Origin of the sequence: Tatumella ptyseos ATCC 33301, from assembly GCF_000735525.1 — a bacterium.
GTDB classification, from domain to species: Bacteria; Pseudomonadota; Gammaproteobacteria; order Enterobacterales; family Enterobacteriaceae; genus Tatumella; species Tatumella ptyseos.
On sequence record NZ_JMPR01000038.1, the window covers coordinates 137,239 to 164,218 of the forward strand.

Here is a 26,980-nt window from a genome sequence, read left to right on the forward strand (position 1 = left end):
CAGTCGGTAAGTTCCTGGCCTTTAACCGGAATCAGAGCAGAAATGCCTGCTGATGGTTTCTGGCCGGAAAAGTCGCCACAACACTTCCGGAAGGATCCGGAGGTGACGCTTACTTAAGGTCTGATGATGTTAATATGGAAAAAAAATTATCATCCGAATATTGATACCCTTTATCGATTAGATTTCTTACCACCCAACGTAATTTTGAGCAAAGGTTTTAAAGGCACAAACTCACTATGGATGAATAACATCTTTGGAGAGCACACCGTTTTTGCATCAAAATCCCTCAGAGGGATCAGCCGTTTTTTCTTAGAATCGGTGCTGAATAAGCATGTTGATGGCAGCAATCGTTCCGGATCCTTAAGCTCGAAAAGAGCGTTATATCCTTCCGGAAAAAAATGTTACGTCTATCAGATAAATGCCACTGCTTTGGATGTTGTCGATGTTGCGGAGGATTTAAAGCACGTGCTGTCACAGCGCGATACATCACGACTTTATCTTTATAATAAATCCGTAATTTATCCGAAAAGCAATAACAACAATGAAGAGACTCTGGATGATCTTTATTTTGACGCCGCAGTAAGACTCAATCGTTATAATTATAATTTAGTGACACATACTGAAGAAGTTATTATCCGTGGCCCCGTTTCTCCCAAAAGAATTACGATTTATCAGTCTCTGTAAGACTCTGTCGCATTAAACATGGGTCAGGTACCTTTAAAGTACCTGACCATGCCTTCCTCAAATCATCGGAAACAGCGACTGTATGACCGCTGCAAACGGGTACTGTTTAAACCACCACGACAGACTGAAACAAAGCCGGTTCTCAGATATGGCTCAAACAATACCGGCCTTTTTGACGAGATTTACTGCACTACTGAGATACATAACTGTACGGTCGATGACGATAGCCATCGCTGCTGTTGAGAGAAGGCGTGACAACCGTGAGCCGTAATTTGCGGGAAAACCTTGGACGGCTCACTGAACTGCACCGTAATCCATCGGGTGTCCAACTTTTGAGATGCATTCCGTCGGGGGCTTGATTATATAACGCCCTTAACTGCGCGCGCTGTCAATAATCAGCTGGCCCCGGTTGTCCAGCGGAATACGGGTCCCGGGGTCGTTATCCATTCGGATTTTGCCCTGCTGGTCGCCTATCTTATAGGTCACATCATAGCCCAGCGTTTTTTCCTGCTTATCATAGACGGTTCTGCACTGCTGACGTGTCGTGGTGTAGGTATCACGATCCTGTAAACCGGCCTGAGCCTGGTTACCCGCATATCCGCCGGCCACTGCCCCGGCGACCGTCGCCAGTGTACGCCCGTGCCCTCCGCCGAACTGATGCCCCAGTACCCCGCCGGCGACTGCACCAAGCACCGAGCCGGCCAGACGGTTTTCATCCTGAACTGCACGGCGGTGAACCACATTAACCGCGTGACACTCCTGGCGGGGGGTTTTGATCACCTCACGGATAGGTGTTGCCGACATCACCTGCGCGAATTCCGGATTGCGATGAAATATATTCACACCTGCCACCGACGCGATGCCCAATGCGGCGGCTATCCCGATTCCTGCACCTGCAACCATTGATTTATTCACAGGGATCCTCCTGACTGATCGAATGACCACGCATTAACATAGTGACGCTGGCGTGCGTGTCCCGCCTTACGGGTGGCAGTCTGTCAGAATCACTCGCGGGTCACTATCAGACAAACGGAAAAAATGGCTGTCAGCACATCTCTGGCGACATTTTGGGAAGCTTCTGATAAAACCCCGGCCACAGGCGGGCCGGGGTTAAGGAGAGGAAATTAGTGCAGTTTCAGCTTAGGCCGGATCACCCGGTTGATGCTGCCGGACAGCATCATCAGCCCGGTTTTGAAATAACCGTGCAGTGCTATCTGGTGCATACGGTACAGGGAGATATAGACCATACGGGCAATCTTGCCCTCAACCATCATTGAGCCACGCATCAGGTTACCCATCAGGCTGCCGACCGTTGAGAAACGGGACAGTGACACCAGGGAGCCGTAATCCTTATAGACGTAGTCCTGCTGAGCCTTACCTTTACGACGGGCAATGATATTTGCCAGCACCCGGGACGCCATCTGATGAGCAGACTGCGCACGCGGAGGCACAAACCCGCCCCCCGGTAACGCACAGGACGCACAGTCACCGATGGCATAGATATCTTCATCGCGGGTGGTCTGTAGCGTCGACGTAACCACCAGCTGGTTGATGCGGTTGGTTTCCAGGCCGCCGATATCCTTCATAAAGTCAGGCGCTTTAATCCCGGCCGCCCAGACCATCAGGTCCGCGTGGATTTTCTCACCGGATTTGGTTTCCAGCCCGTCAGCATCGGCACGCGTCACCATGGTTTGCGTCAGAACATTCACGCCCAGCTTTTTAAGCTCAAGTTCTGCCGCCGCAGAGATACGCGGTGGTAATGCCGGCAGAATGCGTTCTCCGGCTTCCACCAGAGTCACATTGAGGGCTTCACCGCCCAGCTCTTTGTAACCATAGCTGTGCAGTTCTTTAACCGCATTATAAAGTTCAGCGGACAGCTCGACCCCGGTCGCCCCGCCACCGACGATAGCGATATTTACTTTTTTCTGCGGCTGAGTCCCGGCACTGTATTTCAGGAACAGATTAAGCATCTGGTTGTGGAAGCGCTGCGCCTGATGCGGGTTATCCAGGAAAATACAGTGTTCTTTGACGCCGGGGGTACCGAAGTCATTCGACGCACTGCCTAACGCCATCACCAGCGTGTCATAGGGTAAATCACGCTCTTCAACCAGCACCTGACCATCCTCATCACGGATTTCGGCCAGACGCAGACTTTTCTGTTCGCGGTTAATTTCTGTCAGTGTGCCCAGACGGAAGGTAAAGTGATGATGATGGGCCTGAGCCAGATAACTGAGGGCATCAATACCTTCATCCATCGAACCTGCCGCAATTTCGTGTAACAGAGGTTTCCATAAGTGCGTCTGATTTCGATCAACCAGCGTTATCTCAGCTTTCTTATGTCGTCCCAGTTTATTACCCAGTTGAGTCGCCAGCTCCAGTCCACCGGCACCACCGCCCACAATGACGATTTTTTGCACAGATGTAGTCAACAAAACCCCCCGAAAGATCCACTGATAGTTAAACCAGGATGATAATACCCTTAGCTAACATAAAGTTAAATTTCAAAATACAACCTGAATTCAGCATAACACGAGCCGGTAAGCGGTTCCTATCAAAATGATAAGCACAAAAAAAGAACGACAGAATAATATTTTGTGACGGGAAAAGTCGCAGAGAAAACATCAGAGGAGCGGAGGGATATGCAGATGAAAGAGTAAGCCCATCTCATCAATCCCGGGCAACTCCCCGGCTTACGGGAGTTCGTAAGCCGGGGAGTCGGTCAACGACGGTGCTCAGCCTTCGGCTTTTTTCTCCAGCCAGCGTTGCTGCAATGCCGCTAACTGCTGATGATTCTCTTTCCAGCGTGAATGCTGCTGCAGGGCGGCATAGCCCGTAGTCCCACGGTGAAATAAACGGGTCAGACGTTCCGCGGTGGTATGTGGCAGGTGATCCAGCACCTCAATCGCGCCCGCACGGTGATTACAGACCAGTACAACATCACACCCGGCAGCCAGGGATTGCTGCGCCCTTTCAGGGTAAGAGCCCATCACGGCGGCCCCTTCCATCGACAGATCGTCGGAGAAAATGACACCGGAAAAACCCAGTTCCTGACGCAGGACAGTTTTCAGCCAGTACGGTGAGCCAGACGCCGGTTGCGGATCCACGGCCGGATAAATCACATGCGCCGGCATAACGGCATCCAGTCCCTGACGGCGGATTAACTGGCTGAATATTGCCATATCGTGTTCACGTAAGGTTTTTTCATCCCGCAGATCAATCGGCGTTTCTTTGTGCGAATCGGCCTGTACCGCACCATGCCCGGGGAAGTGCTTACCGGTGGTTTTCATTCCGGCGTCGTGCATACCGGCAATAAACTGTTCAGCCACTGACAATGCTATCTGCGGGTTGTCATGGAATGAACGGTCACCGATCGCTGCACTGATATGGCCGATATCCAGTACCGGCGCAAAACTGATATCGATGTCCATCGCCGTCATTTCTGCGGCCATCTGCCAGCCGGCTTCTTTGGCCAGACGACCGGCCTGTTGCTCATTTTCAGTCAGTGCAGAAAATGACTGCATGGCCGGAAGTTGAGTAAAGCCTTCGCGAAAACGTTGTACCCGCCCGCCTTCCTGGTCCACGGCCACCACCAGCCGGGTGTGCGAAGCCGCACGGATCTGGCGGACCAGTTCAGCCAGCTGGTCCAAAGAGTGGTAGTTACGGCTGAACAGGATCACCCCGCCGGTCAGCGGATGTTGCAGCAACTCACACTCTTCGCTATCCAGCTCGTAGCCTTCCACATCCAGCATCAGGGGGCCGGGAATTGATGTTGTCATAATACTTTTCCTAATCCGTACGCAATGGTATTGATTTAAAATGAGAGCGTCTGCCAGCTCTGACGGGCGAGCTGCCGGAACTGCGGATGCCCGGTCTGTTCTGCCCGTAACTGATACCAGCAGGCAGACAGCAAACTTAACCACGGCTGCCAGCGACGAATTTGCCGGGTTAAGTGTTCAGGAGCAATCCCTGAGTGGCGGGCATAGCAGGTTATCCAGCGTGAAGCATGTTGTGGATCATTCATGGAAATGATGGCCAGATCAACCGCAATATCGCCGTCGGCGCTATATTCCCAGTCAATAAAGTGATACCCGTCGCTCCCCTGCACGACATTACCGGCGTGAAGATCCATATGTACCGGTGCCAGGCGCAACGGCGCAGGCTCTCTCCGCTGTCGCAGGCGTCGCCAGTGACGAAGCCAGTGAACATGGTGTTCACGACAGAGCAGCCAGTACTGTTCCAGAAGCGTGGTAAAACAGAGCCGGTAACCGGTGAGTGGCTGGCGATGTAAGCGGATAAGCTGTGCCGTGATCCCGCCATACTGTTCAGAGAATGTCTGTGGTGACAGCCCTTCCCCGGCTTGCCAGGGTTGCACTAACCAATGCCGGTCAACGGCCAGCGGAGGTAATACCAGGTGCCCGGCGGCCAGTTTTTTTAGCACCCGGTATTCACGCCGACGATCAACAAACGGCAAAGGCTGTCGCGGTTGCTGACGGGCGACCAGCGTGACGTCAGGAAGGGTGATTTTAACAGACTGACCGCTCAGCCCGGGAAGGGATAAAAAACACCCGGCAGAGAGACCGGCCGGGTGGTATTGACGAAGCAGCGTTTCCAGCGAGGGATCAATCGACGGCGTTGCCACTGCCGCTCCAGACAATCTCCCCGGTCTGCACCAGCATAAGCTGCATCTGCAGTTTCGGTGATTTGGCATCCCCGCGTGCCGTGCTGTAAAGCACATATTGTGCATTCAGGTTACGAGCCAGACCAATCGCTTTACTACGGGAGTTAAGGCTGTCTTCCGGCGAGAGTCCCAGAGCCTGCTTAGCCTGGTTCAGCTGCGCTGTCGTGACCAGCGTAAATTTGCTGTTACTGCTGAGTGCCTGATTGATCGCCAGATAAGCATCATCGCTCTGAATTGAGCCATTGGTATTGTTTTTCAGTCGATCCACCAGCAATACGCTGCCAGGAGTAATCCCCGGGGTATTCATCATACTGTTAACCAGTGGCTGAACACTATTCTGCCAGTTGATACTTTGCAGTTTCGGTAGCTGAGGGACTTCCTGTACCTGTGGCTGTGACTCTGTGAGCTGCGGAGGTGTCGGCGGCGCCTGAATAGGCGGCTGTGCCGGTTGCGGCACCTGCGTCGCCGGCCGGGCCGACTCAACCGGTGCAGGTTTCTGTGTCTGGTTAATGACACAACCGGACAGAATAAAAGCTAACAATAACGGACTGCTGAATTTTATGCTGCGAATCACTTGAACATCCTCAGAGATAAAGAGACACACGAACCTGGCTGGCACTCAGGTTACCTGACCATGAAACAGCCTGACGATCCTGATGCGCGGGCACCACAATGGTTGCAGCCGGTTGTTCCGGTAAAATTTCCAGCCCTTTGTCATCGTACCAGAAATAACGATAGTGCAGAGTGACCGGAACATCACGATCATTATAGAGTATGATACTGGCTTTGTGCTGCCCGCTGTCACCACTCACCGTCGGTCCGTCGGTCGTGATCCCTGCGGACAAGACATCAGCTTCCATCACCAGCGGCTGTGAAATACTGATCTGTGGCTGATGGCTGCTGCAGGCGGTTAATAACAGCAACAGCGGCAACGTATACAGGACCGGTCGCATAAGGTCTCTCCGAATAATTACCGGGATAACATCGGCCCCAGTACCCGACCACCGACCAGATGCATGTGGATATGGTAAACTTCCTGGCCACCATGACGGTTGCAATTGATAATCAAACGGTAACCGTCCTCATCAATACCTTCCTGTTTTGCAATCTTTGCCGCGACCGTCATCATACGTCCTAATGCAGGCTCGTGTTCAGTGGTGAGTTCATTCACTGTCGGGATCAACTGATTAGGAATAATGAGAATATGGGTCGGTGCCTGAGGTGAAATATCGCGAAATGCCGTCACCAGTTCATCCTGATACACCACATCTGCCGGTATTTCACGGCGAATGATTTTACTGAAAATAGTTTCTTCGGCCATACATCGATTTCCTGATTATCCTGTGTTTTCTGCCGGCGAAACACCCACAGTAAACAGTCTGCTGCATCATACTAAGTGTAAGTAATTATCTGACTTTACATTATTTATTCGCAGGAAAGCCATAAAAATCTGGCTATCCGCCAGCCCGGAAGCCACAGGCTGGCGCAGCGATCCCGCGCCAGCAGGGACTTCTCAGGTGCAACGGCGACCCCTGCGGAAAGTCTCCGTAGCATTTTTAGCTTAGTCCGCTATCAATATTCCGGCTAACTTCCTCCCCGAAAACATTGTGGCCCGACTGACGGCTGGACGGCCCGGGCACCGGAGCCACCTGCCGCTATCAGTCGTGGCTGTTCCCGAGCGGCGTATGGAACAAACGGGAAAAATTTTCGGTGGTCTGGCGGGCCAGCGTTTCGGTATCCACGCCTTTCAGTTCTGCCACAAAGTCGGCCACATCACGGGTGAAAGCGGGTTGATTCTGCTTACCGCGATGCGGGACCGGGGCCAGATAAGGCGAGTCGGTTTCCACCAGAATTCGGTCCAGCGGAACATAGCGCGCGGCTTCACGTATCTGTTCGGCGTTACGGAACGTAATAATGCCGGAGAAGGAGATATAGAAGCCCATATCCAGTAATCTGGCGGCGGTTTCTTTATCTTCCGTAAAGCAATGCAGTACCCCGCCGCATTCTTCCACTTTCTCTTCTTTCAGCAGTGCCAGCGTGTCTTCACGGGCATCCCGGGTATGAACAATTACCGGCTTATTCAGCTGACGTCCTATACGAATATGGTGACGGAAAGCTATTTGCTGCTGCCGTTGTTGTTCCGCATCTTTCTCATAGAAGTAATCCAGTCCGGTCTCACCCAGAGCAATGACCTGCGGGTCGGCAGCCAGCGCAGCCAGACGTTGCGGATCGCACAGGGGATCCATATTTAACGGATGTACTCCGCAGGAAAATGCTACGTCAGGCCGGTCGCCGACAAATGATTTTAAACGGCTGAACCCGTCCAGGGTGGTCGCGACGGCCAGCATAAAACGGACATCCCGTTCAGCGGCTTTACGGATAACATCATCCAGAGAACTGTGATCTTTTTCATAATCCAGACAATCAAGATGGCAATGTGAATCAACTAAAAACATAAATTACTCTCTGAACTTTCAGCTATTACACCGCCGGGAGGAACAGTTGCTCCCAGTCCAGCAGCGCTTCGGTGACTAATAATTCGTGGTTAACCGCCGGGGTTTCCAGAATACGGTGACGACACTGCTTCCAGAGCGTCAGACTCTGATGAAGCGCCGGCAATGAAATGACGGTTGCCAGCCGGGCAATCAGGGCCTGCTGGTCAGTATTGGTCATCCATTGCAGGCTGTTCTGGTGGTATTTCACGCAGTCCAGTAACAGGCTCATCAGCCAGTGTATACGCAGGGCAACATCGTCCTGGGTCAGCAGGGGTAACAGAGACAAACTGTCGTCCGGGATAGCCCCGGACAGTGTCTGGCAGAATTGCATACGCCGGGTCTGCTGCTCGCTGCTCAGGAATTCCAGTGCGGCGGCGGGTGCTCCTGCGGCCAGTCGCAACGCGGTCATGAGGGTGGCAGGATCTGCAGACACCTGAGCACTCAGCCAGTGCAGACTCTGCTGTTCCGCCGGCACTGCCAGATGCAGTACCATGCACCGGCTTCGCAGCGTGGCCGGTAGCGCAGAAGGCTGATGCGTGCCCAGGAAAAACCAGCAATTTGCCGGCGGTTCCTCCAGCGTTTTCAGCAGGGCATTGGCCGCCGCCCCGGTAAGCTGAGCCGCATCCGGAATATGGATCACCTTAGCCCCGCCCTGCTGGGCAAAATGGTAAAGTTTATCCGTCACCTGGCGGATGGCATCCACTCCCAGTGATGACTTACCTTTTTCCACCGTCAGCGAGTACCAGTCGGGATGGTTGCGGGCCAGCATTAGCTGACATCCGTGACAGTGACCACAACTTTTAATGCCTTCAGGCGATGTACACATCAGCCAGCGTGAAATCCCCCAGACCAGCGCTTCATCACCCATTCCCGGCAAGGACTGTATCAGTAATGCATGGTGCCCTTGCCCGGCCTGACAGCGGGTGATCACCTGTTTATACGGGGCATTCAGCCACGGATACCATTGCATCAGTTGTGTTCCGACAGCCAGCGGGTCAGGGTCTGGCGTAATGCCTCACTAACCTGCTGTGGTGTACCGTTGGCATCCACCGTCAGGATTGACGGATCCCGGGCGGCAATTTCCTGATAACGTGCGCGGGTACGATGGAAAAAATCCAGCGATTCCTGTTCAATGCGATCCAACGCCCCGCGGCTGCGTGCGCGCTGCAAACCTGTCTCCGGAGCCACATCCAGATACAACGTCAGATCCGGGGTAAAGTCGCCGAGTACCGCCTGACGTAAGGTATCCATCAGTTCACGATCAAAACCCCGGCCGCCCCCCTGATAGGCCTGAGAGGAGAGATCATGCCGGTCACCGACTACCCAGGCTCCCCGCGCCAGCGCAGGTTTAATAATAGTATCCACCAGTTGCACACGTGCCGCATACAGCATCAGCAATTCTGCTTTGTCTGTAATCTCTTCACCCGTGACGCCTTCTTTAATCAGGGTCCTTAAGGCTTCCGCCAGCGGGGTTCCGCCGGGCTCCCGGGTGAAGACAATGTCTGTCACACCATGCTGGCGGAGGACATCCACCAAAAGGTCACGGGCCGTCGTTTTGCCCGCACCTTCCAGACCTTCAATGACGATAAATTTACTTTTCATTGGCTGTTTTTTTATCCTGTCCCTTCACTGCCGGATCTGCGCCCGAGGCCGTTGATGGCGCGGAAGGCGTCTGTGCATCATGAGCCTGACTGTCAGCAGCTGCACCGGGAGCCGGCGCACTGCCGGCAGATTTTGCCTCAGCAGCACGCTTAACCTCAAGCGTCCGCCAGACCTGAACCGCACGGTTGTGACTGGCCAGATTCGTCGTGAACGTATGACCTCCGCGACCGTTAGCAACAAAGTACAGATAGCCCGTCACCGGCGGATGAGCCGCTGCCTGTAAGGAGGCAATACTCGGGATAGCAATCGGCCCCGGAGGTAACCCTGGAATAACATAGGTGTTATATGCCGTCGGGGTTTCCAGATCTTTCCGGCTCAGAGCGCCGGTATAGCGATCTCCCAGCCCGTAAATAACGGTCGGGTCGGTCTGTAATTTCATCCCCAGTCGCAGCCGGTTAATAAAGACTGAAGCGATAATGCCTCGTTCGCTACTGAGGGCCGTCTCTTTTTCGATCAGAGAAGCCATCGTCAGCAACTGGTTTTGATCTTTATACGGAAGACCGGCATCACGACTTTCCCAGACGTTACTCACTTCTTTGACCATCCGCTGATGAGCCTGCTCCAGCAGCGACAGGTCACTCATATGCGCGGTATAGAGATAAGTATCCGGATAAAACCACCCTTCCGTATCATCAGGGGAAAGTCTGAGGGCCGCAGCGACCGTACTGAGCTGGTCATCTTTCAGTTCATGACGGAGATAAGGTGCATCACGTAAGGTTTTCAGCCATTCCGTAAGATGCTGCCCTTCGATAAACCGGACCGGAAACTGAGCCTCTTTACCACTGGCCAGCAGCTGTAGTAACTGGCGCACGGTCATTCCGGGAGTCAGACGATAGGTGCCGGCTTTGAACCGGGCCAGGTCCGGCTCAGCTTTCAGTAACCAGCCAAACCAGAAACTGTCCGGGATGATGTGTTGCTCTTCGAGCTGTTGCTCAAGCGCTACACGTCCGCTCCCTGCCGGGAGGGTATAAATCGTCTGTTGCGAAATGAGTAACGGCGACCCGGCCAGTTGCCGGGTTTTCCATACCCCTCCGGCGATCAGTGCACCGGCCACAACGACTAAACCTAATGTAAATTTTATTTTTTTCTGCATGCTTAACCTGGTGAATAACAGAGCTCAGACAATCTTTGTGTCAGTGTTCCCGGAGAATATGTCAGGGTATCGACCCTGGTCACCGGAACCACCGGCATCAACGAATTACAGATAAACACTTCATCAGCCTGTTGCAAAGCCGGCAGACCGGCCCGGACTTCCTGACAATCATACCCCTGCTCCGCCAGCAGACGGATCAGATAACGCCGCATTGTACCGTTAACACCGGCTTCGTCTACCCGTGGCGTAAACAATTGCTCACCCCTGCGCCAGAAGATATTAGCGCTGCAGCATTCAATTATCCGGTCACGACAGTCCAGTACCAGTGCTTCTTCTGCATCGGACTGATCAATGAACTGGCGGATCATGACCTGTTCCAGCCGGTTCAGATGTTTAATCCCGGCCAGCGCAGGATTGATCCCCAGACGCATCGGACAGGTCAGCAAAGTAATCCCCTGTGCCCGCCACGAATCATACTGTGCCGGGTAGGCTGCCACCGACACAATACGTCGTGGCTGGTCGCATCCCGTACTGCTGTATCCCCGGCCACCGGAGCCGCGGGTGATCACCACTTTCAGCACCCCGCGCTGCAGCGTAGCAGCCCGGGAGTGCATCTCCTGCACCAGTTTCTGCCAGTCCGCAAACGGGATAGCAAGGCGTTCACAGCCCTCCTGCAGGCGCTGCAGATGTGCCTCCGGGCGGCAAATCTTACCTTCGAGGATCAGCGCAGTAGTAAAACAGCCATCGCCAAACTGTAATCCCCGGTCACTGACCGGCAGGAATTCGGTTTCATCACCGTTGATCAACATCATCAGCTCTCCGGGAAAGGATTGAGATACAACAGAGCTTCGGCAGGTCAGGACACCCACCTAAAAAAAAGGCCCGCATTGCGGGCCTGAGGCGTCACTGAAACATCAGATCTTACGGAAAATAACAGAACCATTGGTTCCGCCAAATCCGAAGGAGTTACACAGACTGTATTCCAGCCCGCTTACCTGACGAGCAGTGTGTGGTACGAAGTCCAGATCACACCCTTCATCCGGATTATCCAGATTCAGTGTTGGCGGTATCGCCTGGTCGCGCAGCGCCAGAATCGAGAAAATCGATTCAACGGCACCGGCCGCTCCCAGCAGGTGACCCGTCATTGATTTGGTCGAACTGACCATCACTTTATCCGCGGCCGCACCGAACACAGACTTAACGGCCTGTGCTTCTGCTTTATCCCCGGCCGGCGTGGAAGTACCGTGCGCGTTGATATAGCCGATTTGATCCACAGATAATCCGGAATCACGTAAAGCGTTAACCATCGCCTGCGCAGCACCTGCACCATCTTCCGGCGGTGAGGTCATATGGTAAGCATCGCTGCTCATACCAAAGCCAACCAGCTCCGCATAAATTTTTGCGCCACGTTTTTTCGCGTGTTCGTACTCTTCGAGGACCACGATACCGGCACCGTCTCCCAGTACGAAACCGTCACGATCTTTATCCCACGGACGGCTTGCCGCCTGAGGATCATCGTTACGGGTTGACAGCGCACGTGCGGCACCGAAGCCACCGACACCCAGTGGGGTACTGGCTTTTTCAGCGCCACCGGCCAGCATAACATCCGCATCATCATAAGCGATCATTCGGGCCGCATGACCAATATTGTGCACACCTGAGGTACAGGCCGTCGCAATACTGATGCTCGGTCCTTTCAGACCATACATGATGGTCAGGTGTCCGGCGACCATGTTAACGATGGTGGACGGTACGAAGAAAGGACTGATTTTACGCGGGCCGCCACGGGTCATTGCAAGATGGTTATCTTCAATTAACCCCAGGCCGCCAATGCCGGAACCGATGGCTGCACCAATACGCGGCGCGTTTTCTTCGGTGACAACCAGACCGGAGTCCGCCATCGCCTGCGCACCCGCTGCAATTCCATACTGAATGAATATATCCATTTTGCGCTGTTCTTTACGCGAAATGATATCTTCACAATTAAAATCTTTCACCAGACCTGCAAAACGGGTTGCATAGGCACTGGCATCAAAGTGGTCAATCATGCTGATGCCGCTCTGACCGGCAAGGAGAGCACTCCAGGTAGACTCTACGGTATTGCCGACAGGAGACAACATGCCAAGACCGGTCACAACTACACGACGCTTAGACAAGTTCGTCCTCCAGGGAGGGGGAAAAAAACACTAAGTGGGACGGACAAAAAACTCAGGCGGTCGAATGACCGCCTGAAGATATTCATTAGCCCTGATGGCTATTGATGTAGTCGATCGCTGCCTGAACGGTAGTGATTTTCTCAGCTTCTTCGTCTGGAATCTCAGTATCAAACTCTTCTTCCAGAGCCATCACCAGCTCAACGGTGTCAAGAGAATCGGCACCCAGGTCTTCTACGAAAGAAGCAGAGTTGGTCACTTCATCTTCTTTAACACCCAGCTGCTCAGCAATGATTTTCTTAACGCGTTGTTCGATATCGCTCATACTATTTAATTTCCTATCAAAACTCGCTTTCGCGACGGTTTTCGTAGTGTATAAAATGTTGAAAAAGATGCAACTAAAACCAATCTGGTCAAACCACGATTTGCTATATTTTGCGTTTTATTGCACAAAAAAAGCAACTAATTTTCGCAGTTATCAGACCATATACATTCCGCCATTGACGTGAAGGGTTTCACCAGTGATGTAACCCGCCTCGTCAGAGGACAAAAATGCAACGGCATTCGCGATGTCTGCAGGACTGCCCAGACAACCTGCAGGAACTTCTGCAAGAATACCGGCCCGTTGCTCTTCATTTAGTGCTCGCGTCATGTCCGTCTCAATAAAGCCCGGAGCCACAACGTTTACAGTAATACCACGTGACGCAACTTCGCGCGCCAGTGATTTGCTAAAGCCAATCAAACCCGCTTTTGCTGCTGCGTAGTTTGCCTGGCCCGCATTACCCATTGTTCCAACAACTGAACCAATGGTAATGATTCGTCCGCTGCGTTTTTTCATCATAGCACGCAACACGGCTTTAGACAGCCTGAACACTGAAGTCAGGTTGGTATCCAGAATATCCTGCCATTCGTCATCTTTCATACGCATCAGCAGATTATCACGGGTTACCCCGGCATTATTCACCAAAATATCGATTTCGCCAAATTCTGCGCGGATGTTTTTCAGTACAGACTCAACAGAATCAACATCGGTCACGTTCAGGGTCATCCCTTTACCGTTTGCGCCCAGGTAAGCACTGATAGCCTCAGCACCCTTATCACTGGTGGCAGTACCGATAACTGTGGCACCTTGTGCTGCCAGTTTTTCTGCGATTGCTTTGCCAATTCCACGGCTCGCACCGGTGACCAGCGCAATTTTACCATCGAAGTTCATGATTATCCTCTTATTCTTTTGCCAGCGCCACAGTTAAGGACGCCGGGTCATTCACAGCAACGGCTGTCAATGAGTCCGTAATACGTTTGGTCAGGCCGGTCAGGACTTTGCCCGGACCCGCTTCAACTAACTGGCTTACGCCACGTGAAGCGATAAATTCAACGCTTTCGGTCCAGCGGACCGGGCTGTAAAGCTGGCGCACTAATGCGTCACGGATAGCCTCCGCAGAGACTTCGCACTTCACATCCACGTTGTTGACCACAGGGACTGACGGAGTGTTAAACGTCAGATCCTGCAGAGCCTGAGCCAGTTTATCCGCGGCAGGTTTCATCAGTGCACAATGCGAAGGTACGCTGACCGGTAAAGGCAGTGCGCGTTTCGCACCGGCGGCTTTACAGGCTGCACCCGCACGTTCAACCGCTTCTTTATTACCGGCAATAACGACCTGGCCCGGAGAGTTGAAGTTGACCGGTGAAACCACCTGGCCCTGAGCACTCTCTTCACATGCCTGACGGATCGCCGCATCGTCCAGACCAATAATCGCCTGCATTGCCCCGGTCCCTGCCGGGACGGCATCCTGCATCAGTTTGCCACGTAATTCTACCAGACGGATGGCATCAGCGAAATCCAGAACACCGGCACACACCAATGCAGAATATTCGCCCAGGCTATGGCCTGCCATCAGCGCAGGGACTTCGCCGCCCTGCTCCAGCCAGACACGATAAATAGCCACGGAGGCCGCCAGCAATGCCGGCTGTGTCTGCCAGGTTTTATTCAGTTCTTCAGCCGGTCCTTGCTGAACCAATTGCCATACGTCATAACCCAGAGCCGCAGAAGCCTCGGCGAACGTCGCTTCCACTGACGGATACTGTTCTGCCAGCTCAGCCAGCATGCCAACAGCCTGTGACCCCTGACCCGGGAATACCATTGCAAATTGTGTCATTTCGAGTTCCTGTCTATCAAAAACGAACTAACGCTGAACCCCAGGTGAACCCGCCACCAAAGGCCTCCAGCAGCACCAGTTGGCCTGGTTTAATACGGCCATCACGCACGGCTTCATCCAGGGCCGTCGGCACGGAAGCGGCCGAGGTATTCCCGTGACGATCCAGCGTGACCACGACTTTATCCATCCCCATGCCCAGCTTTTTCGCCGTTGCATTGATGATGCGTAAATTCGCCTGATGTGGCACCAGCCAGTCGAGTTCCTGACGATCAATATTGTTAGCCGCCAGTGTTTCTTCAACGATATGAGCCAATTCAGTGACGGCAACTTTAAAGACTTCATTGCCCGCCATCGTCAGGTAGGCAGGTTCTGCCCCTTCATCACGTGACGGATTAGCCAACGTCAGTAACTGACCGTAATTACCGTCCGCGTGTAAATGGGTAGAGATAATCCCCTGCTGCTCACTCGCGCCCAGAACCACTGCCCCGGCACCGTCTCCGAACAGGATAACGGTACCGCGATCAGCCTGATCCAGCGTCCGGGATAAAGTGTCTGAACCGATCACCAGTGCATTTTTAACCGCGCCGCTTTTCACGTACTGGTCGGCAACGCTGAGTGCATAGGTAAAACCGGCACAGGCCGCGGCCAGGTCAAAGGCCGCGCAATCACGGATCCCTAACTGTTGCTGGATAATACAGGCCGAGCTTGGGAAAGCATGTGACGACGACGTCGTGGCGACAATGATAAGCCCGATGTCATTAGCATCGATACCGGCCATCTGCAGCGCATTCTGCGCCGCGGTTGCGCCCATCGTCGCGACCGTTTCATCGGCAGCAGCAATGCGTCGTTCACGAATACCTGTCCGGGTGACAATCCACTCGTCTGAGGTCTCTACCATTTTCTCCAGATCAGCATTGGTGCGAACCTGTTGAGGCAGATAGCTGCCCGTACCAATAATTTTGCTAAACATCTAGGCTATGTCACTCCTGGCTAGTACTGTATCAAGCCGAACCGAAATTTTTTCAGGGATATTACGGATCACCGCCTGAATCGCGTGTTCGATGGCAACGGCGAAGGCTCGCTCACTTGCGGCACCATGACTCTTAATAACAATTCCGGGCAACCCTAACAGGGATGCACCGTTATACTGATCGGGGTCGATTTCGCCAAAACGCTTCATCAGACGTCCCTTCATACTCCGGACAACCAGGTGACGCCACCATGATCGCTTCATTGTCTGTCCTGTCCCTGTCATCAGGGTCAGAAATGTTTTTATTACACCTTCCATAGTTTTCAGTGAGACATTTCCTGCGAAGCCATCACACACTAATACATCTGTTTTGCCACTCAGCAAATCACTGCCTTCCAGAAAACCGACGTAGTTAAGCCCGTCGAGTAAGCGTATCTTTCCGGCGGCATCACGGATATGCCGTGGCCCTTTGCTTGCCTCCTGCCCGATATTCAGCAGAGCAACGCGCGGGTTTTTTATCCCCATCACTTCTTCGGCCAGCACTGCGCCCATCATCGCAAACTGAACCAGCATCGTACTGTCTGCACAGGCATTCGCCCCGAGGTCCAGCAGTACGGTCTGCCCCTGTCGGATATGGGGAACCACAGAGACCAGCGCCGGTCGCTTAATATTTTCAAGCGGCCGTAATAACAAGGTGGCCAGCCCCATCAATGCCCCGGTATTCCCGGCACTAATGCAGGCATCAGCCCGCCCTTCTTTTATGAGTTCCAATGCGATACGCATTGAAGATCCGTGGCTGTGACGCATAGCGACGGAAGGTATAGCATCACTGGCAACAACCGACTCAGCCGGGATAATATGCACCCGCTGTCGTAACAGAGAATCCGCTCTGGCAAGTAATGGCTGAATTTCGTCGGGATAACCGACTAAAAGAAGTTCAAGTTGCGAGTGTGAGGCCAGTGCCTGCAATGCAGCAGGCACCGTCACGGGAGGACCGAAATCCCCGCCCATGGCATCAACTGCCAGGGTCAAACGTGTCAAAGTAACGCCTTGCGTCGCAGCAAGAAATTACTTAGTGATGACCTTACGACCACGGTAGTAACCGTCGGCAGTCATGTGGTGACGCAGATGAGTTTCGCCGGAAACTTTATCTACTGACAGAGTGGTAGTGGTCAGCGCATCGTGAGAACGGCGCATACCACGCTTAGAACGGGTGGGTTTATTCTGTTGTACGGCCATGGACCTTACTCCTATTACTTACGCTTTAAACTGGCTAATACGGCAAACGGGTTTGGTTTCTCTGCCTCTGCAGGCAATTCACCAAAGACCATATCCGCGTCGGACACTTCACAGTGTTCAGAATCATGCACCGGAACGACAGGTAATGCGAGGATAATTTCATCCTCGATGACCGCGAGCAAATCGATTTCGCCATACTCATCGACTTCAACTGGCTCGTAACCTTCCGGTAGCGCCTCCGCCTGTTCGTCATTACGGACAGGACTGAAGGTATAACTTACGTTTACAGTGTGCGGAAACGTGTTATTGCAACGCTGACAACGCAGGGTGACCTCTACTCCGGCCGTGCCCTTCAGCACCGCAAGGCGCTGGTTATCGATTGCAAAACTCATGGTGCATTCTACATCACTGTCCACACTCACAACTGAGGCCGCAATACGTTCCGTGAGTTCAGGAGTATAGACGCCATGATAATCAAGGCGTTTCTGAGCAGAACGGAGCAGATCCAGTGTCAGGGGTAATTTTACCTTTTGCATAGGGCGCGCATATTAACTTTGTAATGTCAGAGAGTCAAAGAAAAAGGCCGTTTTCAGGCATCTTTCACCCAATATTCGCATCCGGTGCGGCGGATAGTTTAAAATGAGAACGTTCAATTCGCTACAGATAATGAAAAAAATATGAAACAAGCACTGTTACTGGCATCGTCTTCCCCATTCCGCCGTGCCATTCTCGAAAAACTTGGCCTGCCCTTTCAATGGGCGGCGCCTGATATTGATGAATCTGCACTGGACGGCGAAACTGCAGAGCAACTGGTGATACGACTGGCAAAGCAGAAAGCGCTGGCCCTGGCAGACGCCTGGCCAGACACGCTTATCATCGGGTCTGATCAGACAGGCGTGCTGAATGGTACGTTCCTTGGCAAACCTCATACGGAAGAACGCGCCAGACAGCAACTGAAAGCCGCCAGCGGTAATACCGTCACTTTTTACACCGGACTGGCCGTGTATTGTTCACGTCGCCGGCAATTCTGGCAATGCTGTGAGACTTTTGATGTCACTTTCCGCACTCTTTCTGCGGCTGAAATTGCAGGGTATGTCGCGAAAGAGCAGCCATTACACTGTGCGGGCAGTTTTAAAGCGGAAGGCCTGGGCATCAGCCTGTTTGAAAAGTTACAGGGCCGGGACCCCAATACCCTGGTCGGGTTGCCGCTGATCGCTCTCGGAGAATTTCTGCGTGACGCGGGAATTAATCCGCTAACGGATTAAGCCCGCAGTGAGTGCTGCCGGGGCATATACCCCGGCAGGAGAGGCAATTACTGTTTTTCCTGGCGCAGAATGGCCAGGCAACGGCGCAGTTTTTCGTCCATCGGCGCTTCCAGGCGCAATGTTTCGCCCGTTGACGGATGGGTAAAAGTAATGGCCGCGGCATGCAGGAAAAGCCGGTTTAACCCGGTTTTCGCCAGTTGCCGGTCAAATTCACTGTCGCCGTAACGATCATCAAAGGCTATCGGATGTCCGGCATGCAGAGTATGCACACGGATCTGATGCGTACGCCCGGTGATCGGACTGGCTTTTACCAGACTGCCATGCTGATAACGTTCCTCGACTTTGAAGCGCGTCTCGGACGGTTTACCTTCACTGCTGACCCGCACCACCCGCTCACCACTCTGTAAAATATTTTTTAACAGCGGAGCTTTCACGGATTTAGTATGCGAAGGCCACTGGCCACGGACCAGTGCCAGATAATCTTTTTGCATCCCCTTCTCACGGAGCTGCTCATGCAATGAACGTAATGCTGAACGCTTTTTAGCGATCAACAGGACACCGGAGGTATCGCGATCCAGACGGTGCACCAGCTCAAGAAAACGTGCCTCAGGACGCAGAGCACGCAGCCCTTCAATAACGCCGAAATTCAGGCCACTGCCCCCATGAACTGCGGTACCGGAAGGTTTATTCAGGACCAGGATAGCCTCGTCTTCGTAGATAACGGCCCGCTCCAGTTGTGCCACTTTTTCGAGCTTAGGAGAAACTTCAGGCGCTTCTTTCTCTGAGACCCGCACCGGGGGAATACGAATATCGTCACCTTCCTCCAGTTTATATTCTGGTTTGATCCGCTTTTTGTTAACCCGTACTTCACCTTTACGCAAAATACGGTAAATCATACTTTTCGGAACCCCTTTCAAAAAGGTACGCAAAAAGTTATCGATACGTTGTCCGGCGTTTTCCGCCGTAATGGCGACAAATTGTACGCCCTGGTTCTCATTTTTCATGGGTGCGATTCTAAAGAGAGTTATTCCTGAGTGCTACTTTTTTGTCACCGGCCAGCAATTGCGCTGGTTATTTCGCCAGCAATGCGTTTCCTTTTTGGCCTATCGCCAGAGCTGCCTGTTCAGCAGAACAAATAAATAACAAATAAAGTGATCTTCGCAGTGAAAGTCACCTTGCTATATTAATGCCAGCAATGGAATAATGCTCTGGTTTCTTTTTCCGGAAATCCGGAATAAGGAAAACATGAAGCAGAAATTTTTGCCGGATTGAACAGACACGCAGCAATGGCATAAGACGTAATGTTAACTCAGGCACTTAGCGGGCTGCGGGTTGTAGCCCGGACGTATGGGGGGGCATACCACTGTTTTTTATCATGCAGTTGACATCCTCCTGGTCGCGGTCTCTTTGAGAGACCTCACCTCCGACATTATTTGCGCTCCTTTAGCGATCGACAGCCGTGAGGCTGACGTGATTGCAATAAGCCACGGAGCCATCGGTTTATCTTCGTCCGGGGCAATGATGCCCACAGCTGAGTCACTTATGAAAAAATGACGAGTACTTATAAATGAAAAGAATGTTAATAAACGCAACTCAGCAGGAAGAGTTGCGTGTCGCCCTGGTGGATGGACAGCGCCTGTATGACCTGGATATCGAAAGTCCTGGTCATGAGCAGAAAAAAGCGAACATCTACAAAGGTAAAATCACCCGAATTGAACCCAGCCTTGAAGCTGCATTTGTTGATTACGGTGCTGAACGTCACGGTTTCCTTCCTCTCAAAGAAATCTCCCGCGAATATTTTCCTGCCAATTACTCCATGCACGGCCGTCCTAATATTAAAGACGTGTTACGTGAAGGTCAGGAAGTCATTGTTCAGATTGATAAAGAAGAACGTGGTAACAAAGGCGCTGCGCTGACCACCTTTATCAGCCTGGCCGGAAGCTATCTGGTACTGATGCCGAACAATCCGCGTGCCGGTGGGATCTCCCGCCGTATCGAAGGTGATGACCGTACAGAGCTGAAAGAAGCCCTTTCCTCGCTGGAATTGCCGGAAGGTATGGGATTGATCGTGCGTACCGCAGGCGTCGGTAAATCGGCAGAAGCCCTGCAATGGGACCTGAGCTTTCGTCTGAAACACTGGGATGCGATTAAGAAAGCGGCAGAAAATCGCCCTGCCCCTTTTCTGATCCATCAGGAAAGTAATGTCATTGTTCGCGCCTTCCGTGATTACCTGCGCCAGGATATTGGTGAGATCCTTATCGATAACCCGAAAGTTCTGGAGCTGGCTCGTCAGCATATTGCCGCGCTCGGCCGTCCCGACTTCAGCAGCAAAATCAAACTGTACACCGGGGAAATCCCGTTGTTCAGCCATTACCAGATTGAATCCCAGATTGAATCCGCTTTCCAGCGTGAAGTCCGGCTACCTTCCGGTGGCTCGATTGTTATCGACAGTACTGAAGCTCTGACCGCTATCGATATTAACTCCGCCCGGGCTACCCGCGGGGGTGATATTGAAGAAACCGCGTTCAATACAAACCTGGAAGCGGCAGACGAAATCGCCCGCCAGTTACGCTTACGTGACCTGGGCGGCCTGATTGTTATCGACTTTATCGATATGACTCCGGTACGCCACCAGCGTGCGGTTGAAAACCGTCTGCGTGAAGCTGTCCGTCAGGATCGCGCCCGTATTCAGATCAGCCACATTTCGCGCTTCGGCTTACTGGAAATGTCCCGTCAGCGTCTCAGCCCGTCACTGGGTGAGTCCAGCCACCACGTTTGCCCGCGTTGCAGTGGTACCGGTACAGTACGTGACAACGAGTCACTTTCTCTGTCCATTCTTCGTCTGATTGAAGAAGAAGCACTGAAAGAAAACACCAAAGAAGTCCATGCCATTGTGCCGGTACAGGTGGCTTCTTACCTGCTGAACGAAAAACGTGAAGCGGTCAATGCCATTGAAACCCGTCAGGGGGGCGTACGTACTATCATTGTTCCTGATGAGCGTATGGAAACTCCACACTATTCGGTGCTGCGTGTTCGTAAAGGTGAAGAGACCAAGACCCTCAGCTATCACCTGCCGAAGCTGCATGAAGTTGAAATTGCCTCCATTTCAGATGAAGAGCCGGCTGAACGCCGTCGTCCGGAGCAACCTGCACTTGCTGCTTTTGCAATCCAGGAAGCACCTCCGGCAGTGACCGAGTCAGCGGCTTCTCAGAGTCGTGCCGCAGAAAAAGAGCAAGAAACCACCGCAACAGCGTCTTGTTTCTTCAGTCGTCTGTTTAGCGGACTGAAAAACCTGTTTGGCGGAGCCCCACGGGAAGCTGAAGCCCCGGTAGCAACGCCGGAAAAAACAGCGACGCCGGAACGCCCTCGTGAAAATACGTCCGGCAACCGTAACGACCGCCGTAACAATCGCCGTAACAACAATCGTAACGAGCGTACTGACCGCAACGAGCGTACTGACCGCAACGAGCGTAATGACCGCAACGAGCGTAATGACCGTAACGAGCGTAATGACCGCAACGAGCGTAATGACCGTAACGAGCGTAATGACCGTAACGAGCGTAATGACCGTAACGAGCGTAATGACCGTAACGAGCGTAATGACCGTCAGTCACGCAACAACGATCGTAATAACGAGACAGCAAATACCCGTGACGATAATCGCCGTAACAACCGTCGTAATACGGCTGCTACAGAGGATCGCAACACCGCCGCTGAACCTCGTCAGCCTCTGAGCGAAGAAGCCCGTCAGCAACGTGAGCAACAGCGTCGTGAACAACGTGCTGAGCGCCAGCGTCGCCGTCAGGAAGAACGTCGCCAGCAACAGGCGGCCAATGCTACAGAAAAAACGGCTACCGTCGTCGCGGAAACGGAGGCAGAGCAACCTGCACGTGAACGTGAAGAAGAACAGGTTCAGGTCACTGCACGTCGTCAGCAACGTACGCTGACACAGAAAGTCCGTTATGTGTCTGAAGAAGACCTGGCCGCAGAAACTCCGGCGGTGGAAACCACTCCGGCCGTTCAGGAAGAACCCGCAAGCGATACCGGCCGCGAAGCCTCTGCGAATAACGCTAATATTCCGCGTCGTTCACGCCGTTCACCGCGTCACCTGCGTGTCAGTGGTCAGCGTCGTCGTCGTTATCGTGATGAGCGTTACCCGCAGCAATCTCCGATGCCTCTGGAAACAGCGGCTGCCTCCCCGGAGATGGCGTCAGGTAAAGTCTGGATCCGTTACGATCTGCCGGCAGTCACTACAGAGTCTGAACCACAGACAACTGTTGCTGAAGTGACTCCGCAGGCCGAACCTCAGGCTCCTGTCTCTGTTGTGACAACCCCGGCAGAACCTCAGGTATCACCTGAACATGCCGCTGATGTCGCAGAAACGAATGCGGTAGTGGCTGAAAAACATGACGTTGACACCGTCACTCCGGTGAGCGAAGCCGGGGTTATCGACGTAACGCCTGTCGCCGTAGAAGCGCCGGCTGTCAGTCAGCCCGACACTGAAGTGGTGGCAGAGCCTGCAGCAGAAGACGAGTCGTCTGAAACTGTCGTCCCTGCACCAGCCCCTCAGGCAGCGCAGGTGACTGAACAGGCTACCGCACAGCAGGCTGATGCTGAAACACCGACACCGGCAGAACAACGTCCCGCGCCGCAGGCTACGGTCGCCGAAGCACCGGTCGCGGATATTGCGCCAGTTAAGACCGAAGCACCGGCTGACGCATCGGTCACTGCGCGTTATCGTTACCATGCAACGGCACCGATGACGAAAGCTCCGGCGCCGGAATGGCGTCCGGAACCTCTGCCACACAGCGATTGGGTTCGTCCTCAATATGCTTTCGACGGTAAAGGTTCAGCCGGTGGTCATGCCGCTACACATCATGCAACTGCTCCGGTGACTAAAACCGGCGAGTAATTCCTGATGATGCCGGCCATGTTGCCAGCCCAAAAAACCTGACCTTGCGGTCAGGTTTTTTTTGCCTCCGGGTTCTGCAGGTCATAATAACCGATCTGTCAGGCTGCCTGCCGTTTTGCATGACAGGGATCAGCCCCAGCCTCTCTGTTAAGTCAGCGTGACTATGCTGATCACCCGGTTACATGAACGGAATCGCTATTACAGAATCCGCGCTCAGCCCCCTGCCCGGTATATCAGGCTATCCGTCATGACTTTCGCTTACTGTTTCACGGTTCTGCAGAAATCCGGCGTGCTGATAGCCTCACCCGGCACAGCAGAGGCATTTGTCCTGCAGGCAGAGACTCAATGACAGAAAACGGTCCGGAGAGATAATAATCGCGGGGAAGAAACAGAAGTGATAAAACTGAACCCCGCACGGCTTACCCTGTCAGGGTAAGCCGTGGAATGTTCATGATACGTTACTGAACACTGCGGCGGGAAAAGTCTTTCAGACGGAAGCCAAAGGCCGCCAGGCTGGCGAAGTAAACAAAACCACCCAGAGCACACACGCCCATCAGGCGTAAAATACGCCAGACCATCTCACCTTCGCCCCAGGAAGGCATAAAGTGCAGCACTACGCACAACACGACGGCCATAAGGATCACTGCCAGGATAAGCCGGGCCAGGAAGCTGTACCAGCCAGGCTGAGGCTGGAAAAAGTTTTTCTTGCGCAATTGCCAGAACAGCAGTGAGGCATTGAGGCAGGCGGCCAGACCGATAGATAACGATAACCCGGCATGCTTCAGCGGCCCGATAAAGACCAGGTTCATTAACTGGGTAGAAATCAGCGTCACGATGGCAATTTTTACCGGAGTTTTAATATCCTGACGCGAATAAAAACCGGGAGCCAGCACTTTTACCACGATCACGCCGACCAGACCTACGGCATAAGCCACCAGCGCATGCTGGGTCATCAGTGCATCAAAGGCGTTGAATTTACCGTACTGAAACAGCGCAGAGACCAGGGGACCGGCAAGGATACCGATAGCCACCGAACTCGGGATGGCCAGTAACAGACACAGGCGCAACCCCCAGTCCATCAGATGAGAATATTCTTTGAAGTTACCGCTGGAAAAACTGCGTGATAACGACGGTAACAGGATAGTCCCCAGTGCGACCCCCAGCACTCCGGAAGGAAACTCCATCAGGCGGTCCGCATAATACATCCAGGAGACTGAGCCGGAGGCCAGGAAAGAAGCAAAAATGGTGTTGATAATCAGGGAAATCTGACTGACGGAGACCCCGAGGATCGCCGGCCCCATCTGCCGTAAAACGCGCCAGACCCCGCTATCATGCAGATTGATACGCGGCAGTACCAGCATCCCGATTTTACGTAAATGCGGCAGCTGATAACCCAGCTGCAATACGCCACCGGCAACAATAGCCCAGGCCAGAGCCATGATATGCGGGTGGAACCAGGGAGTCGCGACCAGTGCAAAGAAAATCATGCTGATATTCAATAGCGTCGGGGCAAAAGCCGGCACCGAGAAACGGTTCCAGGTATTCAGAATCGCACCCACCAGCGAGGCCAGTGAAATAAGCAGAATATAAGGAAACGTGACGCGCAGCAGTGACGTCGTCAGCGCAAATTTATCGGCCGTATCCGCAAACCCGGGGGCAGTAATATAGATAACCCAGGGGGCTGCCAGCATTCCCAGCAGCGTGACAATGGCCAGTACCAGCGTCAGCAGACCGGAGATATAGGAGACAAAAATACGGGTCGCTTCCTCACCCTGAGTATTTTTATACTCTGCCAGAATAGGCACAAAAGCCTGCGAGAAGGCACCTTCTGCAAAGATACGCCTTAACAGGTTCGGCAGTTTAAATGCCACAAAGAAGGCATCCGTCGCCATACCTGCGCCAAAGACTCTGGCGACAATAGCATCCCGGGCAAACCCCAGGATACGGGAAAATAACGTCATAGAACTGACCTGAGCCAGTGATTTGAGCAAATTCATAGTGTTTCTGACATCCTGCTATTTCGACATTTATGTCCCTGCCAGGAGATAACTCTCCGGGTGTGCCGGCGTTAGTCTACTGCCCCGCAGTAAAATGACCAGTACTGTTTGTTACAAGGCGTGATTTAGCGATACTTGTCCGCCGTGCCCTCTTTCCAGGTCAGCGCGGTCAGTACATGATCTTCCCAGACGCCATTAATCAGTAAATATTCCCGGGCATAGCCTTCTTTTTCAAATCCCAGTCGCGCCAGCAGATTACCACTTCGCTGATTGCGCGGCATATAATTAGCCATGATGCGATGAATTTTCTGCTGGCGCTGCATATAACGAAGAGTCGTTTGTAATGCTTCCTGCATCAGTCCCTGTCCCTGCCAGTTTTCGCCGAGCGAATATCCCAGATAACAGGCATGAAAACATCCTCGTACCACATTACTGAAGTTAGCCACCCCCATCACTTCTTCGCTGTCAGGATCAGTCAGAATAAAATAACAGGCTGCGCCCTGCCGTTGCTGTTCGGCCATGATCGATAACCGTGTCTGCCAGCCCGAAGGCTGAAAGTAGCTTTGATCACGGATAGGCTCCCAGGGCATGAGATAGTCACGGTTACCGGCATAATAATCGGCCATACGCCATGCATCACGTTCGTTGACTAAACGGACCACCATGCGATCTGTGGTCAGACTCACCCGTGGTCCCATACTGCGATATCCGAACATAGAAGCTCCCTGAAGATAAATTCACCGGAGAGTTGCGTTCTGCCACGCCCCTCCACGCCGGCGGTGGAAGCAGGCTATGTTAAACCCGTCAGGAAATTTATCCCATTAAAAACGCATCACTTTCTGTCCTGAATGGCGATTTTCCGATCACCTCCTGAAATCCCGGTCACTGTCCGGCTTCCCCGGAGTATCAGACGCGCGGAGATATACACTCCGGGATAACTCAGGCAAAATGCCCGTCTGCGCCTGATAAAATGCCCGGTGAGTGAGGAAAAATGCGTAAGGTTATTCTGTTTGTACCGTTATTGATCAGTATTCTGTTACTGAGTGCCTGTGACCATCTGGCCCGCTATACCATTACGGAGCAGGAAGTGAATCAGGCGCTGAAGAAGCATGACAATTATGAGAAAGATATCGGTGTGAACGGCCTGGCGACCGCACATATTACCCTGACAGACTTGCAGTCTGCTATCGGCCGTGAAGAACCTGGTAAAATGACCCTCTCGGGGAAAGCCAGTCTGCAGTTAACGTCGCTGTTTGGTCAGCAGAACGCCGATATTTTCCTGAAGATGAAAGCACAGCCGGTTTATAACCCTGATCAGGGTGCCATTTATCTGCAGGATCTGCAGGTGACTGACAGCCAGGTCCGGCCGGAAAAACTGCAACAGGTCGTCAATGCCCTGATGCCGGTACTGAACCAGTCACTGCAGGACTATTTCAGAACCCATCCGGCCTATGTACTGAATGCGGATCGCGGTACCGGGGAAGCGATAGCGAAAAAACTGGCGCAGGGACTGGAAGTCAGACCGGGAGAATTAGTGATTTCACTCACCCGCTAAAGGTGTGACAGTGATTTCTGCTGACGACAGAAATCACGCGAAAAAACATGTGCATTCCGGCGCGGGGAGCTTTATCCTTACTCCCCGGTTAAATCCCACCTTCACTTATTGACGCCGGAGC

28 protein-coding genes are annotated in these 26,980 nt (G+C 53.0%); 4 read left to right on the forward strand and 24 right to left on the reverse strand.

What is annotated here, in order from left to right; translation table 11 throughout:
* Positions 1-123 precede the first annotated feature (123 nt).
* Positions 124-684, forward strand: coding sequence for a hypothetical protein (locus GTPT_RS12530; protein ID WP_029989318.1), 561 nt, complete (start codon positions 124-126; stop codon positions 682-684).
* A gap of 372 nt (positions 685-1,056) precedes the next feature.
* On the opposite strand, the gene GTPT_RS12535 is transcribed toward GTPT_RS12530, so the two are convergent.
* The 21 genes from GTPT_RS12535 to yceD form a co-directional block, all read right to left on the reverse strand.
* Positions 1,057-1,599 (reverse strand): glycine zipper 2TM domain-containing protein, encoded by a 543-nt coding sequence (locus GTPT_RS12535; RefSeq protein ID WP_029989319.1) that lies wholly within the window; start codon positions 1,597-1,599, stop codon positions 1,057-1,059.
* Between the two features lie 209 nt (positions 1,600-1,808).
* Positions 1,809-3,113: an NAD(P)/FAD-dependent oxidoreductase gene (locus tag GTPT_RS12540; protein ID WP_071780082.1), complete on the reverse strand. Its 1,305-nt coding sequence runs from the start codon at positions 3,111-3,113 to the stop codon at positions 1,809-1,811.
* Between the two features lie 303 nt (positions 3,114-3,416).
* Positions 3,417-4,460 (reverse strand): beta-N-acetylhexosaminidase, encoded by a 1,044-nt coding sequence (gene nagZ, locus GTPT_RS12545; protein ID WP_029989320.1) that lies wholly within the window; start codon positions 4,458-4,460, stop codon positions 3,417-3,419.
* A gap of 35 nt (positions 4,461-4,495) precedes the next feature.
* Positions 4,496-5,323, reverse strand: coding sequence for a thiamine kinase (thiK, locus tag GTPT_RS12550; protein WP_029989321.1), 828 nt, complete (start codon positions 5,321-5,323; stop codon positions 4,496-4,498).
* Complete coding sequence (gene lpoB, locus GTPT_RS12555; RefSeq protein ID WP_025901780.1) at positions 5,304-5,936, reverse strand: penicillin-binding protein activator LpoB; 633 nt, start codon at positions 5,934-5,936, stop codon at positions 5,304-5,306. Before lpoB ends, thiK begins: the two co-directional genes overlap by 20 nt.
* A gap of 10 nt (positions 5,937-5,946) precedes the next feature.
* Positions 5,947-6,315, reverse strand: a complete 369-nt coding sequence (locus GTPT_RS12560) for a YcfL family putative periplasmic lipoprotein (RefSeq protein ID WP_025901779.1) — start codon at positions 6,313-6,315, stop codon at positions 5,947-5,949.
* A 17-nt stretch (positions 6,316-6,332) separates the two neighbouring features.
* On the reverse strand, positions 6,333-6,683 hold the full coding sequence (gene hinT, locus GTPT_RS12565; RefSeq protein WP_025901778.1) for a purine nucleoside phosphoramidase: 351 nt from the start codon (positions 6,681-6,683) through the stop codon (positions 6,333-6,335).
* 104 nt (positions 6,684-6,787) lie between these two features.
* Entirely contained in the window at positions 6,788-6,916 is a 129-nt protein-coding gene (locus GTPT_RS17945) for a hypothetical protein (protein ID WP_276971104.1), read from the reverse strand.
* 104 nt (positions 6,917-7,020) lie between these two features.
* Positions 7,021-7,818 carry a metal-dependent hydrolase gene (locus GTPT_RS12570; RefSeq protein ID WP_025901777.1) on the reverse strand — a complete coding sequence of 266 codons (798 nt, stop codon included), beginning with the start codon at positions 7,816-7,818 and terminating at the stop codon, positions 7,021-7,023.
* Positions 7,819-7,843: 25 nt separating this feature from the next.
* Positions 7,844-8,827: a DNA polymerase III subunit delta' C-terminal domain-containing protein gene (locus GTPT_RS12575; RefSeq protein ID WP_025901776.1), complete on the reverse strand. Its 984-nt coding sequence runs from the start codon at positions 8,825-8,827 to the stop codon at positions 7,844-7,846.
* A complete protein-coding gene (gene tmk, locus GTPT_RS12580) occupies positions 8,827-9,459 on the reverse strand; it encodes a dTMP kinase (RefSeq protein ID WP_025901775.1) in 633 nt (210 codons plus the stop codon). Before tmk ends, GTPT_RS12575 begins: the two co-directional genes overlap by 1 nt.
* Positions 9,449-10,612, reverse strand: coding sequence for an endolytic transglycosylase MltG (mltG, locus tag GTPT_RS12585; protein WP_025901774.1), 1,164 nt, complete (start codon positions 10,610-10,612; stop codon positions 9,449-9,451). The genes tmk and mltG overlap by 11 nt, the downstream gene beginning before the upstream one ends.
* A 2-nt stretch (positions 10,613-10,614) precedes the next feature.
* Entirely contained in the window at positions 10,615-11,424 is an 810-nt protein-coding gene (gene pabC / locus GTPT_RS12590) for an aminodeoxychorismate lyase (protein WP_029989323.1), read from the reverse strand.
* Between the two features lie 102 nt (positions 11,425-11,526).
* Positions 11,527-12,768: a beta-ketoacyl-ACP synthase II gene (fabF, locus tag GTPT_RS12595; RefSeq protein ID WP_025901772.1), complete on the reverse strand. Its 1,242-nt coding sequence runs from the start codon at positions 12,766-12,768 to the stop codon at positions 11,527-11,529.
* 85 nt (positions 12,769-12,853) lie between these two features.
* Positions 12,854-13,090: an acyl carrier protein gene (gene acpP, locus GTPT_RS12600; protein ID WP_025901771.1), complete on the reverse strand. Its 237-nt coding sequence runs from the start codon at positions 13,088-13,090 to the stop codon at positions 12,854-12,856.
* 153 nt (positions 13,091-13,243) lie between these two features.
* Positions 13,244-13,978, reverse strand: coding sequence for a 3-oxoacyl-ACP reductase FabG (gene fabG / locus GTPT_RS12605; RefSeq protein WP_025901770.1), 735 nt, complete (start codon positions 13,976-13,978; stop codon positions 13,244-13,246).
* 10 nt (positions 13,979-13,988) lie between these two features.
* A complete protein-coding gene (fabD, locus tag GTPT_RS12610) occupies positions 13,989-14,921 on the reverse strand; it encodes an ACP S-malonyltransferase (RefSeq protein ID WP_025901769.1) in 933 nt (310 codons plus the stop codon).
* Between the two features lie 16 nt (positions 14,922-14,937).
* Complete coding sequence (locus GTPT_RS12615) at positions 14,938-15,891, reverse strand: beta-ketoacyl-ACP synthase III (protein WP_025901768.1); 954 nt, start codon at positions 15,889-15,891, stop codon at positions 14,938-14,940.
* Positions 15,892-16,932: a phosphate acyltransferase PlsX gene (gene plsX, locus GTPT_RS12620; protein ID WP_025901767.1), complete on the reverse strand. Its 1,041-nt coding sequence runs from the start codon at positions 16,930-16,932 to the stop codon at positions 15,892-15,894.
* A 27-nt stretch (positions 16,933-16,959) separates the two neighbouring features.
* A complete protein-coding gene (gene rpmF / locus GTPT_RS12625) occupies positions 16,960-17,130 on the reverse strand; it encodes a 50S ribosomal protein L32 (RefSeq protein WP_025901766.1) in 171 nt (56 codons plus the stop codon).
* 14 nt (positions 17,131-17,144) lie between these two features.
* Positions 17,145-17,666: a 23S rRNA accumulation protein YceD gene (yceD, locus tag GTPT_RS12630; RefSeq protein WP_025901765.1), complete on the reverse strand. Its 522-nt coding sequence runs from the start codon at positions 17,664-17,666 to the stop codon at positions 17,145-17,147.
* Between the two features lie 141 nt (positions 17,667-17,807).
* On the opposite strand from yceD, the gene GTPT_RS12635 reads away from it, so the two are divergent.
* Positions 17,808-18,395: a Maf family protein gene (locus GTPT_RS12635; RefSeq protein WP_025901764.1), complete on the forward strand. Its 588-nt coding sequence runs from the start codon at positions 17,808-17,810 to the stop codon at positions 18,393-18,395.
* Positions 18,396-18,442: 47 nt separating this feature from the next.
* On the opposite strand, the gene rluC is transcribed toward GTPT_RS12635, so the two are convergent.
* Positions 18,443-19,399, reverse strand: coding sequence for a 23S rRNA pseudouridine(955/2504/2580) synthase RluC (gene rluC / locus GTPT_RS12640; RefSeq protein WP_025901763.1), 957 nt, complete (start codon positions 19,397-19,399; stop codon positions 18,443-18,445).
* A 563-nt stretch (positions 19,400-19,962) separates the two neighbouring features.
* On the opposite strand from rluC, the gene rne reads away from it, so the two are divergent.
* On the forward strand, positions 19,963-23,307 hold the full coding sequence (gene rne, locus GTPT_RS12650; protein WP_029989324.1) for a ribonuclease E: 3,345 nt from the start codon (positions 19,963-19,965) through the stop codon (positions 23,305-23,307).
* A gap of 458 nt (positions 23,308-23,765) precedes the next feature.
* Here the strand turns inward: rne and murJ are convergent, their stop codons facing one another.
* Together murJ and rimJ are read right to left on the reverse strand one after the other, a co-directional pair.
* Positions 23,766-25,304 carry a murein biosynthesis integral membrane protein MurJ gene (murJ, locus tag GTPT_RS12660; protein WP_025901759.1) on the reverse strand — a complete coding sequence of 513 codons (1,539 nt, stop codon included), beginning with the start codon at positions 25,302-25,304 and terminating at the stop codon, positions 23,766-23,768.
* 125 nt (positions 25,305-25,429) lie between these two features.
* On the reverse strand, positions 25,430-26,020 hold the full coding sequence (rimJ, locus tag GTPT_RS12665) for a ribosomal protein S5-alanine N-acetyltransferase (RefSeq protein WP_025901758.1): 591 nt from the start codon (positions 26,018-26,020) through the stop codon (positions 25,430-25,432).
* 275 nt (positions 26,021-26,295) lie between these two features.
* On the opposite strand from rimJ, the gene GTPT_RS12670 reads away from it, so the two are divergent.
* Complete coding sequence (locus GTPT_RS12670) at positions 26,296-26,859, forward strand: lipoprotein (RefSeq protein ID WP_029989325.1); 564 nt, start codon at positions 26,296-26,298, stop codon at positions 26,857-26,859.
* Positions 26,860-26,980: the final 121 nt, after the last annotated feature.

Bases quoted from the DNA above. Each gene is read 5' to 3' on its own strand.
- GTPT_RS12530 (WP_029989318.1), top strand. From the start codon at position 124: ATGATGTTAATATGGAAAAAAAATTATCATCCGAATATTGATACCCTT.
- nagZ (WP_029989320.1), bottom strand. From the start codon at position 4,460: ATGACAACATCAATTCCCGGCCCCCTGATGCTGGATGTGGAAGGCTAC.
- GTPT_RS12560 (WP_025901779.1), bottom strand. From the start codon at position 6,315: ATGCGACCGGTCCTGTATACGTTGCCGCTGTTGCTGTTATTAACCGCC.
- hinT (WP_025901778.1), bottom strand. From the start codon at position 6,683: ATGGCCGAAGAAACTATTTTCAGTAAAATCATTCGCCGTGAAATACCG.
- GTPT_RS17945 (WP_276971104.1), bottom strand. From the start codon at position 6,916: ATGCTACGGAGACTTTCCGCAGGGGTCGCCGTTGCACCTGAGAAGTCC.
- GTPT_RS12570 (WP_025901777.1), bottom strand. From the start codon at position 7,818: ATGTTTTTAGTTGATTCACATTGCCATCTTGATTGTCTGGATTATGAA.
- GTPT_RS12575 (WP_025901776.1), bottom strand. From the start codon at position 8,827: ATGCAATGGTATCCGTGGCTGAATGCCCCGTATAAACAGGTGATCACC.
- tmk (WP_025901775.1), bottom strand. From the start codon at position 9,459: ATGAAAAGTAAATTTATCGTCATTGAAGGTCTGGAAGGTGCGGGCAAA.
- mltG (WP_025901774.1), bottom strand. From the start codon at position 10,612: ATGCAGAAAAAAATAAAATTTACATTAGGTTTAGTCGTTGTGGCCGGT.
- pabC (WP_029989323.1), bottom strand. From the start codon at position 11,424: ATGATGTTGATCAACGGTGATGAAACCGAATTCCTGCCGGTCAGTGAC.
- acpP (WP_025901771.1), bottom strand. From the start codon at position 13,090: ATGAGCGATATCGAACAACGCGTTAAGAAAATCATTGCTGAGCAGCTG.
- fabG (WP_025901770.1), bottom strand. From the start codon at position 13,978: ATGAACTTCGATGGTAAAATTGCGCTGGTCACCGGTGCGAGCCGTGGA.
- fabD (WP_025901769.1), bottom strand. From the start codon at position 14,921: ATGACACAATTTGCAATGGTATTCCCGGGTCAGGGGTCACAGGCTGTT.
- GTPT_RS12615 (WP_025901768.1), bottom strand. From the start codon at position 15,891: ATGTTTAGCAAAATTATTGGTACGGGCAGCTATCTGCCTCAACAGGTT.
- rpmF (WP_025901766.1), bottom strand. From the start codon at position 17,130: ATGGCCGTACAACAGAATAAACCCACCCGTTCTAAGCGTGGTATGCGC.
- yceD (WP_025901765.1), bottom strand. From the start codon at position 17,666: ATGCAAAAGGTAAAATTACCCCTGACACTGGATCTGCTCCGTTCTGCT.
- GTPT_RS12635 (WP_025901764.1), top strand. From the start codon at position 17,808: ATGAAACAAGCACTGTTACTGGCATCGTCTTCCCCATTCCGCCGTGCC.
- rluC (WP_025901763.1), bottom strand. From the start codon at position 19,399: ATGAAAAATGAGAACCAGGGCGTACAATTTGTCGCCATTACGGCGGAA.
- rne (WP_029989324.1), top strand. From the start codon at position 19,963: ATGAAAAGAATGTTAATAAACGCAACTCAGCAGGAAGAGTTGCGTGTC.
- murJ (WP_025901759.1), bottom strand. From the start codon at position 25,304: ATGAATTTGCTCAAATCACTGGCTCAGGTCAGTTCTATGACGTTATTT.
- rimJ (WP_025901758.1), bottom strand. From the start codon at position 26,020: ATGTTCGGATATCGCAGTATGGGACCACGGGTGAGTCTGACCACAGAT.
- GTPT_RS12670 (WP_029989325.1), top strand. From the start codon at position 26,296: ATGCGTAAGGTTATTCTGTTTGTACCGTTATTGATCAGTATTCTGTTA.